This window comes from Nocardia sp. CA-107356 (assembly GCF_050946365.1).
Lineage (GTDB): Bacteria > Actinomycetota > Actinomycetes > Mycobacteriales > Mycobacteriaceae > Nocardia.
Genome location: NZ_CP191992.1, coordinates 6,757,709 through 6,768,935, shown reverse-complemented (window position 1 = coordinate 6,768,935; position 11,227 = coordinate 6,757,709). Strand labels below are relative to the sequence as shown.

Annotated in this window: 12 protein-coding genes and 1 pseudogene; 12 read left to right on the top strand and 1 reads right to left on the bottom strand. The window is 66.8% G+C overall.

Features of this window, described 5'->3' with window-relative positions:
* Positions 1–17 precede the first annotated feature (17 nt).
* The 6 genes from ACQP1G_RS30495 to ACQP1G_RS30470 all read left to right on the top strand — a co-directional run bounded on the left by ACQP1G_RS30495 (position 18) and on the right by ACQP1G_RS30470 (position 5,880).
* Positions 18–323: a hypothetical protein gene (locus ACQP1G_RS30495; protein ID WP_433193042.1), complete on the top strand. Its 306-nt coding sequence runs from the start codon at positions 18–20 to the stop codon at positions 321–323.
* A 4-nt stretch (positions 324–327) separates the two neighbouring features.
* Positions 328–2,019, top strand: a complete 1,692-nt coding sequence (locus ACQP1G_RS30490) for a hypothetical protein (RefSeq protein WP_433193041.1) — start codon at positions 328–330, stop codon at positions 2,017–2,019.
* A gap of 187 nt (positions 2,020–2,206) precedes the next feature.
* Positions 2,207–2,497: a WXG100 family type VII secretion target gene (locus ACQP1G_RS30485; RefSeq protein ID WP_433193040.1), complete on the top strand. Its 291-nt coding sequence runs from the start codon at positions 2,207–2,209 to the stop codon at positions 2,495–2,497.
* A gap of 47 nt (positions 2,498–2,544) precedes the next feature.
* Positions 2,545–2,841, top strand: coding sequence for a WXG100 family type VII secretion target (locus ACQP1G_RS30480; protein ID WP_433193039.1), 297 nt, complete (start codon positions 2,545–2,547; stop codon positions 2,839–2,841).
* Positions 2,842–2,980: 139 nt separating this feature from the next.
* Positions 2,981–4,852, top strand: coding sequence for a type VII secretion AAA-ATPase EccA (gene eccA, locus ACQP1G_RS30475; protein ID WP_433193038.1), 1,872 nt, complete (start codon positions 2,981–2,983; stop codon positions 4,850–4,852).
* A 182-nt stretch (positions 4,853–5,034) separates the two neighbouring features.
* The gene (locus ACQP1G_RS30470) at positions 5,035–5,880 is read left to right on the top strand and encodes a class I SAM-dependent methyltransferase (protein WP_433193037.1); all 846 of its coding nucleotides are present in this window, start codon (positions 5,035–5,037) and stop codon (positions 5,878–5,880) included.
* Here ACQP1G_RS30470 and ACQP1G_RS30465 read toward each other — a convergent pair.
* Positions 5,852–6,049, bottom strand: a pseudogene (locus ACQP1G_RS30465) (DUF397 domain-containing protein); the annotation flags it as partial. The gene ACQP1G_RS30470 and the pseudogene ACQP1G_RS30465 sit on opposite strands and share 29 nt — an antisense overlap.
* 412 nt (positions 6,050–6,461) lie before the next feature.
* Between ACQP1G_RS30465 and ACQP1G_RS30460 the strand changes: the two are divergent.
* From ACQP1G_RS30460 to ACQP1G_RS30435, 6 genes are all read left to right on the top strand, one after another.
* The gene (locus ACQP1G_RS30460) at positions 6,462–7,394 is read left to right on the top strand and encodes a helix-turn-helix domain-containing protein (RefSeq protein ID WP_433193036.1); all 933 of its coding nucleotides are present in this window, start codon (positions 6,462–6,464) and stop codon (positions 7,392–7,394) included.
* 24 nt (positions 7,395–7,418) lie between these two features.
* The gene (locus tag ACQP1G_RS30455; RefSeq protein ID WP_433208949.1) at positions 7,419–7,535 is read left to right on the top strand and encodes a darcynin family protein; all 117 of its coding nucleotides are present in this window, start codon (positions 7,419–7,421) and stop codon (positions 7,533–7,535) included.
* A gap of 312 nt (positions 7,536–7,847) precedes the next feature.
* Complete coding sequence (locus ACQP1G_RS30450; RefSeq protein WP_433193035.1) at positions 7,848–8,165, top strand: type VII secretion target; 318 nt, start codon at positions 7,848–7,850, stop codon at positions 8,163–8,165.
* Positions 8,162–9,568, top strand: coding sequence for a hypothetical protein (locus tag ACQP1G_RS30445; RefSeq protein ID WP_433193034.1), 1,407 nt, complete (start codon positions 8,162–8,164; stop codon positions 9,566–9,568). The genes ACQP1G_RS30450 and ACQP1G_RS30445 overlap by 4 nt, the downstream gene beginning before the upstream one ends.
* Positions 9,569–9,601: 33 nt before the next feature.
* Positions 9,602–9,919: a PE family protein gene (locus tag ACQP1G_RS30440; protein WP_433193033.1), complete on the top strand. Its 318-nt coding sequence runs from the start codon at positions 9,602–9,604 to the stop codon at positions 9,917–9,919.
* A gap of 17 nt (positions 9,920–9,936) precedes the next feature.
* Positions 9,937–10,899, top strand: a complete 963-nt coding sequence (locus ACQP1G_RS30435) for a PPE domain-containing protein (RefSeq protein WP_433193032.1) — start codon at positions 9,937–9,939, stop codon at positions 10,897–10,899.
* Positions 10,900–11,227 lie beyond the last annotated feature (328 nt).

Sequence of the window (11,227 nt, the reverse complement as noted above, 5' to 3'; positions counted from 1 at the left end):
CCACGACAGGAACTGACATGGCAGAACAACGCAGGGTCCGGGTGGATACCACGCGTTTGCGGCAGGCCGCGGGGAAGATGGACGAGGTCGGCCGGAAGACGGCGGAGATCATGTCCACGCTGCGGAATACGTTGCAGAGCAAGAGCTATCCGTGGGGCCACGACGATTACGGCGACAAGTTCGTCACGGGTGACAAGGGTTACGGGAACTCCTCGAAGAACCTGCTCGACGGCGGCGACAACATGGCCCGTTCGGGAAAGAAGTTCGGCGACGGCATGTCCGGTGCTGCGGACAAGATGGACAAAATGGATTCGGGGGCGTGATCCGATGACCGAATCGCAGCACAACACCCCTGCGGAGGGTAGTGGGCCGGACATCGCCTTCGCGATGGGCACCGGACCGTCGCAGCCTACGCCGTCGGCTACCCCGCAGTTATCGGATCCGACTGCGCCCGAAGAAGATTCGCCTTCCCCGCACGCAGATTCATCTTCCCGGGAAGCGGATGCGCCTGACTCGGAGGCAGCTTCACCCGCCCTGGAGTCCCCCGAACCGGCTACCGCAGATGCGCCGGATTCGGCTGCGCCGGAGGAAGATTCGGCCGAGGCCACGCCATCGATCGAGGACCGGGCGAACGAGCTGACACAGCAGGTCGCGCGTGAGCTGGCGGCGGCTGGTCCGGAGGGCTGGAGTCGTCTGGAGGCGGTGTTCGCGCTCACTGTCGCCGGCGGGGTCCGCACCGTCCTCTATTACGACGCCGCCGATCAGGTCGCCCAGGTCGAGCCGTCGGCGGAGATCCTGGAACTGGTCGAGCGGCAGCGCGAGGTGTCGGCGGGGCTCGGCGACGGTCCTTGGTGGCGAATGATGATCGACGTCGATCGCGACGGCGAGCTGGAGGTCGACTACGACTACGGCGACGATCCGTTCCCGGGCGAGCACATGTTGGCGCCGGAGGCGTATCGGGCCGATCTCGAGGCGTTTCCGCGGCAATGGTTGCCGGTGTGGCTGGCCGCCTATATCGGGCATGACAATCGGCAGTGGCGGTCGCCGCAGCAGGCCGCCGCGCAGGCCCGTGCCGACCGGGAGACCGGTGTCATGGCGGTGCGGTCCATGGACGACTTCCCGGTGCTACCGGTGTTGTGGGCGCGCTGGGCGGTGATCGCGGCGGCGTTCGTGGCGGTGGGCTCGGAATGGGGTCCGCGAATTCTGCCCTCGCTCGGTCTATTCGAGGGTGCGGCACGTAGCGGGTCCACATTGTACGTGCTGCCGGGTGGCCGGGCGGTGCTGTCGGGTGGGATGTGGGACGCGCCGGCACTGGACGCGGCCTACAACGAGGGCGCACCGCTGCCGGACCTGTACGCGGGCGCCCCGGAGTGGATGGCCCATCAGGTGCTCAATCCTCGTGTGACACGCGGGCTGCTGTCGTTCTGCTACTGGTGGGAGGGCGGCAGTTGGCATCGCGGTGAGTCGCCCACTTCGGACCTCCTCGCCCCGGCGGTGCCCGGTATCTGGACCGCCGACACCGCGATCGACGTGGTGTGCGGTGTGCTCAGTGACGCGCCGGACGACGAATTGCGGACTGCGGCAGCGACTTTGGTTGCGGCCGCGGAGGCGGGCGTGGTTACTCGCGATACCATGGCCGCGCTGTTCACCGATCCCGGCGACGATATCGATGGCGCGTTGCATCAGCTGTCGATGGCAGGGTTGGTGACGACGGTCCCCGAGGACCTGCCGCAGGATCGGGCGATCGCGCTGGTCCGTGCGTACATCGACGGTCTTGGCCTCGACACCACCGATTATCCGCTCGACGAGCTGGTCGCCGAGCGTCTCAGCGTGGGCTGGATGGTGTTCGTTCCCACTCGGCCAGGGGAGATCGCCATCGGCCGCGCCATCTTCTACATCGCCGACGACGGGGTGATCGAACAGTCGTCGTCCTCGGTCGCGCCGTCGATCTATACCGAAGAGTTCGAACAACGATTCCGGCTGCGGCACAACCGCGCCGCAGCCGGTTTCGCGGTCTGATCCTGGATGGTGACTGATGGATATTGCCGACCTCGGATGCCGAACATTCTGTCATGCAGACGATTACGGCGCTATCGGACAACATGCGCGGGGGAGGGGGCCGCCGCAGTAGCTCCGTTTCGGACCCCGTATCGGAGATCATCGCGATCTCCGAATCAAGATCATCTGTAACGAAAGGCTTTGAGAAATGGCAATGTTCGATGGAAACGCTGTGGGCGTCCAGACGGCTGGTATCGACAAGGTTGTCGGTGACATGGAGACGTCGATCCAGAACCTGCGTCAGTCGGTAAATGCCGTCGACGCCGCGTGCGACCAGGTTCGGGCCGGCTGGAAGGGCAGCGCGCAGGACGCGTTCAAGAAGACCATGGACGACTGGAACGACGAGTCGGCCCAGCTCAACCAGCGGCTCGATGCATTGTCGCAGGCCGTCACCTCGGGCAAGTCGACCCTCGTGAAGATGGACGACACCTCCTTCTGAACCAGTAATAGTCCCGTATTTCATTCGACCACAGAGGAATTGAGAACATGAGCGAAATTCTGTACGACCCCAAGGCGATGGACGAGCTGTTCGATCAGTTGCAGACCAACGGCAGCAAGATCAACGGCGAGATCGACGCGCTGCAGTCCGCTGCCAAAGCATTCCACGACAACCTGGGTGGTTCGGAGGCCCAGTTGGCCTTCGATCAGTCGAGCAAAGCAATGGACGAGGCGCTGCAGGACACCCGCCAGAAGCTGAACACCCTGGCCGGAAAGGTCGAGAACGCTAAGCATGCCGCGCTCGACGCCGACCGCCGTGTCGGCGACGGCTTCGCCGGCCTCTGAGTCCGCGCGAGCGGTTCTGATGAGGGAATACCGACGGTCGGCCGGAAATGCCGGTCGGCCGTCGGTATTCGGTTCGAGTTCGATAGTTCGAATTGTCGTGTGGCAACCAGTGATCGGCCGATGAATGGGAAATGTAATCGTGAGCGGTAACCGTCAGGCGCAGCGCGCATTCGACGCTGGAGCGTTATCTCTGGGTCTGCCTATCGAGGGGCAGGAGTCGGTGCCGGATCCGGAGTACGCGAGGCTGGCGTTCCAGCGCGCGACCGAGTGGGATCCGACGATGTGTGATGCCTGGCTGGGCCGGGCGGCGGCGGGCGAGGTTACCAAGGAGGTGTTGTTCAATCTCCACAAGACCAGTGCGGGCACGCTGTATCGCGAGCAGCGCCGGGTCGGGCTGCCGCCGCGGGTGCTGGCGGGCCGGTTTCCGCTGGGGTTGTATGTCGACTATCCGCTGTCGAGTTACGCGGACATCTGGCTGGCGTGGGCCGCGCATCTGATCGGTGAGAAGGAGTACGACGAGGCCGAGCGGGTGCTCGACGAACTCGAGGCCCACCGCAAGGCGCGGCTCGGTGATCCGGATCGTCTAGGGGACAAGGGTTTCGGGACGCAAACGGGCGGGGAGGTGGACAGGCATGTTGCGGCGTATGTGCGGGGGGTGCTGCACTACAACACGCAACGCTGGCCGGACGTGATGGCGGTGCTGGCGGGGTCGGCGGACTGGGATGATCCGTTTCTCGCGACCGGCGCGCATGTGATGGTGGGTTCGGCGTGTGCGCAGTTGGGGTTGTTCGGTGAGGCGATGCGGCGGATGGCGCGGGCCGAGGTGGGGCCGATTCCGGCGGCGCGTACTGCCGCGATGTTCTGCCGGGGGTTGTGCCTGCGGGAGACGGGCGGGCAGGACGAGGCGCAGGCGTTGTTCGAGAAGGTGTATTCGCAGGTACCGGATTTCGCGGCCAACACCGCCGCGATGCGGGATCGGGGTTACCGGATCACGGTCACCAGCAGTGAGTCGATCGAGGCGCGTACCGATCGCTGGGATCCGGCGTCGGCGCCGTCGATGGCGTCGATGCAGCAAGCGGAGGCCGAGGGCCGGGCCAAGGAGGTGCTGGCCGAGGCGCGGGCGGAGCTGGAGCGTCAGATCGGTTTGGGGGCAGTGAAGAACCAGGTCGCCAAGCTGCAGTCGACCGCGCAGCTGGCGAAGATCCGCGCCGAGAAGGGCCTTTCCGCCGCTCCCCGCGGCCAGCATCTGGCGTTCACCGGCCCACCCGGTACCGGCAAGACGACCATCGCCCGGGTGGTCGCGAAAATCTATTGCGGCGTAGGGATTTTGCGGACCGATAAGGTGGTGGAGGCCAAGCGCGGTGACTTCGTCGGCCAGCACCTGGGCTCCACCGCGATCAAGACCGACAAGCTGATCGATACCGCGATGGACGGGGTGCTGTTCATCGACGAGGCCTATACGCTGATCCAGACCGGGCTCTCGGGTGGTGACGCGTTCGGTCGTGAGGCTGTCGATACGTTGCTGGCGCGGATGGAGAACGACCGCGACCGTCTGGTGGTGATCATCGCCGGGTACGACGGGGAGATCGATCGGCTGCTGCAGGCCAACGACGGTCTGTCGTCGCGATTCTCCAAGCGCATCCAATTCCCTTCGTACACACCGGAAGAACTCGGCCGCATCGGCACGCTGATCGCCGGCTCCCGGGATTCGGAGTTGTCGGAGGACGCGCAGAAAATCCTGGTGCGGGCGTGTGAGCAGCTGTACAGCCTGGAGAGCACCGACCAGAGTGGAGCACCACGGCGCGGGGTCGACCTGGCCGGTAACGGCCGCTTCGTCCGCAATGTGGTCGAAGCCGCCGAGGAGGAACGCGAATTCCGCCTCGCCAACGACGATTCCCTCGACCTGGCGGCCGCCGACGAATCCCTGCTGATGCGGATCGAGGCCGAGGACATGCACACAGCCCTCACCACCCTCCTGGCCTCACTCAATATCGGCTTCACCGACTTCTGACGTGCCCGAACAACACGATGAGCCGTGCCCGAGCGAAAGATAGCGCTGAGTCGGACCCGGCCGGCGGGCGCGGTCGCCTGGTGGCGCGAATGTTCTGTCGCGATGGCACGGTGGTTCACGCGCGTGGGCGCCTGAATTCTTACGCTTCGACTGTAGTTCGATTGTCCCCGGCAGGAGCTGCTATGACGACCAGCGTACGAGGCGCCGACGAGGTACTCGATTCCCCTTCGACGGATTCAGGCATTCATGAATGGCGCGCCGGCTCATTCGGCGCCGCGGCGCGCGAATATGTGCAATACCGACCGACCTATCCGGCGGCGGCAATTTGCTGGGGGATGACCGGATCGCCGGGAGCACCACAGGGATGCGACCCCGGCTCGGATCCCGTCGCCATGTCGGTGCCGCAGGTCGTGGATCTGGGCGCCGGCACCGGAAAACTGACCGGCGGACTACTGCTGTTCGGTGCCCAGGTCGTCGCGGTAGAACCCGATGAACGGATGCGAGCGGAAACAGCGCGCCTGTTCCCGCCCGTCCGAACTCTGGACGGGCGAGCCGAACGGATACCGCTGCCGGACGGCAGCGCCGACGCGGTATTCATCGGGCAAGCGCTGCACTGCTTCGACTTCGACAAGTCACTGTGGGAGATACACCGCGTCCTTCACCGGGCCGGTGTGGTCACCGCGTTGTGGAACCATAACGACGATTCGGTCGACTGGGTTGCTGAATTTTCCCGTGTGGCCGAGACGACGACCGCGAGTCGCCGGTGGGCCGACGCATCGGTCGATCTTCCCGGCCATTCCGGCTTCACCGCGTTCGAGCGCCGGTATTTCCCCAATCCGCAGCGTCACACCGCGCAGACCCTGGTCCGTTCGGTGTGTACCCAGTCGCATCTGCTGCTGGCCGCGGCGGAGGAACGCCGGTACAGGGTCGAGGCGATGCACGAACTTCTGGCCTCCGACGACCGGACGGCGCGAGGAGAGTTCGATCTGCCGATGGTGACTACCGTGATCCGGGCCGTGCGGCGCTGAGCAGTATCGATATCCGGAATCCGGGGAGAGCAGGGACATGGTCTCCGGTCCGCCGTTGGTGCCGGCAACTGGCCGCCTGCCGCCCCGGCCGGGTCTTCGAGTCACGGACGCCGGCCATGCCCTCACCGAGGAAGGCCGCCTCGACGCATTCCTTCGTTGATCCACTACGGCTGGACTTGAATCACTTCGCCCCGGACAGGTCGATGTTCACCGGTTGTCTGGCATCGTTGCGGCTCCTGGTCGATGGGGCGTAGTGGCGGGAATATCGTTCGATCGGCGGTGGTGCCGACCGGATTCATCGGTCTCCCACCGTGAGTCGGCAGGCCGGGGCGTGACGAGCGCGGCCGAAACCACAGCGCCATCCGTATGGAAACTCGGCGACAGCGGCCCGCTCGGCCTGGTTCCGGCCCACTTTTCGTGATTGGGACGTCGGAACGTCGTAGACGGGACGTCCGCGCCACGGTGTGGTTAGGATTCGACATCAATCCTGTGATGTTAGGTAGTAGCCGAACGTGACAACCTCTGACTTGGGTCAGCCCACAACCGGGAGCCGCGACACGGGTTCGAGCGCGTCGCTTTTCGTGGACTTCACGGTCTCGGATGAGGCAACGCGTGGATTCGACGCGTACAGCCGCGATTGGGGGGCGCGGTTCGGCGCTGACCAACCGATGCCTACCTTCAGCCCGGACACGGTCGGCGACTTCCGGGTGAGGACCCATGCTGCCCGGATGCGTGACTTGACAATGATCGACATGCACAGCGTATTGCCCCTCCGGACGGGACGCCCGGCCGACGGCGGCGCCGACGGGGCGATCCAGTTGTATGTGGTGTCGCGCGGTGCCTGGACATGGGGTGACCGGTCCGGTCTCAGCGAGCACTCCGTGTCGGCCGGGCAGTTCCTGCTCCAGCAGCTCAGGCAACCGAAGCATTTCGACACGCAGCCACACACGACGGCGAAGATCATTCTCGGCATGCCGCAGTCCGTCATCGAACCGCTGCTCCGGAACCGGATCATCACCGGACCGGCGGACTCTGCCGAGATGCGGTTGCTGGTGGCCCACGCGAACATGGTCCGCGAAACGATGGCCGACCTCAGCGAGGCAGGTGAACGTGCCGCGCAAAACGCCCTGGTCGAGCTCGTCAAGGCGGTGGTCCTGGGCCGGTTCGACGACATGGAACCCCAGTTGGCTGCCGCGCTCACCCAGGCGGCGAAGGAGCTCGCGGACCGCCGACTCGCTGATCCCGACCTTTCTTCGGCGATGCTGGCGCGTGAGCTCAATGTCTCCCTCCGTACCCTGCAACGGGCGTTCGCCTCGCTGGGGGAGTCGGCTACCGCCTACATCCGGCATCGGCGGCTCGAAGAGGCCAAGCTCGCTCTCACCATGTCACCCAACCGGCTGAGCATCGGCGAAATCGCAGCCTATTGGCAGTTCTCGGACAGCAGCCACCTCATCCGGACCTTCAAGAAGACTTACGGCCTGACACCCGCCGAATACGCTCGCTCGGCACCCTGATCCTCGACGGCCGGGAAGCGCGCGCTGCGCGAAACCCCGTTCTGGGATCGCTATTTCGAGGTCGTCGACCTCCTCGTCGGCACCGAGAACGGCTACACCCGAACCTACGGCCTGGAACCCATCGCCACCATCACCACCTGACCTCCGTCAGCCTGGTGCGTCCTGGGCAACGTCAACCAGCCGGAAGACATCGGCCCGGCGCCTTCGGTCGTGGCCCCCGAGCGTGACGCCCGGGCGGGCCGGCGTGTGGCGTGGATGTCCCACTTGGATGACGCCCTGGTTCACGCGTACGTCGTGCCGAACTTCCTACACTTTGATCCGGTTGCCCGATCAGACGGTCCCGACCACCCCCGGGTCCGTCTGATCCGGCGCCGGTCACCATCGACGGGGCGCACCGTGGTGGTCTATGGCCGAACGAAACACCATGGGGTGTTTCGGGATTGGATGAGGGTCATGAATCATGTGCAGGTAGTGCCGGATGCGCTGCGCCGATACGGCGACACGTCGGCCCTGATGGCTGCCGATATCGCCGCGGCGGGATCGGTCGATCAGGCCGTGACCATGGCGGCGGCCGTGCCGGTGTTCGGCCTTATCGGTCAGGAGTTCCTACTGGCCTACGCATTCGCGCAGGCCAACCACCTGACATCGGTGGCACAGCTGGCTGCGGTGCACGCGGGTACGGCATTGACCTCGCACCAGGCGGCTGCCACTTACGAGACCTGCGATGCGGCGTCCGGCGTGGACATCGGGTCGGTCGGCACGCAGCCATGAGCCTGCCGGGCGCGAGTCCGCCGCCGGAGGCGGGATTGCCGGATCCCGCCGTGCTGGAGTTGTTGCGCGGCAGTGCGCTGGCGCCCATGCTGGACCACCCGGTGGACCACATCCTGCGGAGCCTGGGGTTGCCCGGCCTGCCCGATCTGCAGGGAATCCCGCCATTGCCGGGCCTGCCGCCGCTGCCGGTGATCGACCTCGGTGCGCTGATGCGTCCGCTGACGGACCTCGTCTCGGCCTTCGGCGCCGGTCGGTTTGCGCCGCCGCCAGAGGCCGCACCGGCTCCGGCGCCCGTGCCGGAAGGCACTGTGCCGCAGGGGAATCCCGAAGCACATCCTGCCCCGGCCGGTCAGCCCGCGGCGGCTCCACTCCCGCCGGGGATGGACCCGGTCCAGATGCTGTCGAACCTGTCCGGCGTGCTGCAGTCGGCGATGCCGCTGGCTAGCTCGGCGCTGTCGCTGCTGATGTCCCAGTCGCAGGGACAGGGCGCCGAGGAGGTCGCCCGGAAGGCAGCGGCCGCGAGCGCTGACTCGGCGGCCCTCGAAGTCCAGAATGCGGGTGAGCAGCAGTCGCTGCTGGGTGCCGCCGCTAGCGTAGCCGTCGGCTCTGCGCAGCTGGCCGGTGTGGTGGCAAAGCAGTCCGCTGTGATGGCCATGGCGCCGCTGTTCATCGTCAGCGGTGTCGGTCAGGTGTTCTTGGTGCAGCAGACGATCGAGTCGATCACCGAGGCCCTGGGTATTACGGCGAAGACCAAGGGCGAGCTGGGGGTGCACAGCGTCGACATGGCGAAGACCGGCGTCAAGATCCCGGTCACCGGCGCCCCCGACGGCGTCAAGTCCTCGCAGGACGTGTCGCAGATGTTGAGCATGCTGACGTCGCTGATGAGCATGGGACCGCAGGCGATAGGCCAACCGGCGAAGTCGAATTCGTCGACGTCGGCGGCGGTCTCCGTCGCAGAGCCGGATGCTGTGGCGAATGGCGGAGCCGGTGGCGCCGTCGCCGTCAGCGGTGCTGGTGGCCGCGTGGTCGGCGGCGGTGCTGTCGGGACTGCCGGCGGCGGGGTGGCTGCGGGGCGGCCCGCCCAGCCGCTGACTCCTTGGCAGGGCACCCGCGCCGCCGGTGGTGGCAGTGCGGCGGCGGCCCCAGCCGGATCGGAGATGTCAAGTGGTGCGAGCCAGAAGTCGACCACCGGCCCCGGCGGCAGTAGCCCGTACATGCCGTTGGGCGGCGCCGGAGCGGCGCGGGGCGGAGCGGCGTCCGGAGACGAGGCGGTGCGGGCCGACCTCGTGACCGGTGAGCACGGCGACGAGGTCGTCGGAAGGATCGACAGGGTCTCGCTGCCGGTGGTAGGCGCGACCGACGTTACGGCGGCCCCAGGACCGGACAAGGAGTTCACCCTCTGACGTGGGTGCCGATTACAACAAGGAGGACGCACTATGAGCGAGGGCGTGCAGTTCGATAGTGCCGCGACCGGAAGGGCGGCCACAGGATTGGACGCGCTGGCCGATCGGCTGGCCGCCGACCTGTCGGCCGCCGAACCCGCGCTGACCGTCGAACCGGCCGGCGCCGACGAGGTATCGGTCCGCGCGGCACAGACCGGGAACGACGTCGCGACTTCCTATCTGGCCGGCGCGCAGGCCAGCGTGCACGAGATGCGCAAGCTGGCGGCGACGCTGCGGCTGAATGCGCACCAGATCGGCCGTATGGAGGCCCACAACGCCGCCGATCTGGGCTCGGTCGACGGTTCTGCCTGAAAGGTATTGCGCAGCAGATGATCGAGGTGCCACCGTCGGGGTTCACGGGCGTGGTGTGGGAAGCGCGCGAGCCGCAGAAGCTCGCGCAGGACCTCACCAGGGGGCCGGGCGCTGTGCCGATGGCCGAGGCCGCGGTCGCATGGGCGCGGCTGGCTACCGGATTCGGCGCCGCGGTCGTCGAATACGAGCAGATCCTCGCTGCGCTGCGCGGTGCCTGGCAATCCGGTAGCAGTGACGCTGTTATCCAACGAGTTTCGACGCTGCGGGACTGGCTGGCGGAGGCCGCGGGCGCGGCGGCGCAGAATGCCGCGCGGATGCAGGCGCAGGTGGTCGCCTACGAGGTAGCGCGACTGGCGATGCCGAACACCGCCGACCTCGAATCCATTCAGCAGGTGCAGCGGATGCTGGAATCGATCGGCGGCATGCTCGGAGCGCCCTTGAAAGCCGTTGCTGCGCAGACGGATACGGACGCCGATCTCGCGAAGGCGGTGGCCTCGCGGGTGATGCGCAGCTACGAGTCGGCCACCGAACCGCTGGCCACGTCGTGGCAGCAGGCGCAGCCGCCGCGGATAGCTCCGGACGAGGCGTTGATGGCCGAGCAGTCGGCCCGGCAGTCGGCGACGGTGGATACCTCGCCCGGTGCCCTGCCGATGGGCGCGATGTCGATGCCGATGCCCGGAGCCGTCCCTCGGGTGCGGACTTCCTATCGGGCCCCGGTGTATTCGCAGCGCGAGCCGACTACGGAGGTCACGGCGCGGCCGGTGCCCGTACACGGCGCGGCCTCGGACTCGAGCACGGTCCCGTTCAGCCCGGCCGCATCGGGCGGCGGCGTGGCGTCGCGGGACGTGTCACGGTTCCCGCGTGCCAGCCTGGCCGGTGACGCGGGCGACCACCTCGATGGGAAGATCCACGCCGCCCCCTCGGTGCTCGGTGCGGCAGAGACCGCCGGTCGTCCGGAGCAGTCGCGCGAGCACCACTGATGGCGGTGGCGGGTTCGGCTGCGCCACAACGGTTTCCCCACATTTCGTCTGAATTGCCATGTAGACAAGGTGTTTTGCTGCCTCGGAGGGAAACCTTGGCCACCGGCGACGTACCGTTGTGTCCGGGTTTCCTTGTCGGGCAGGGTGTTCGCCGATGGCATTCGGTGCCCCGGAAACCACTGTTCCGAGGACGCATCACTGTGCCCGGTCGAGACGAAGTCCCAACCCCGCGCCGCGGGAACCGCCACACGGGCACTGCCTGACACCCCCAAGACGGGTTGAACGGCTTCCCGCATCGAGATGCCGAGTTGCGGACGCTTCCGGATAG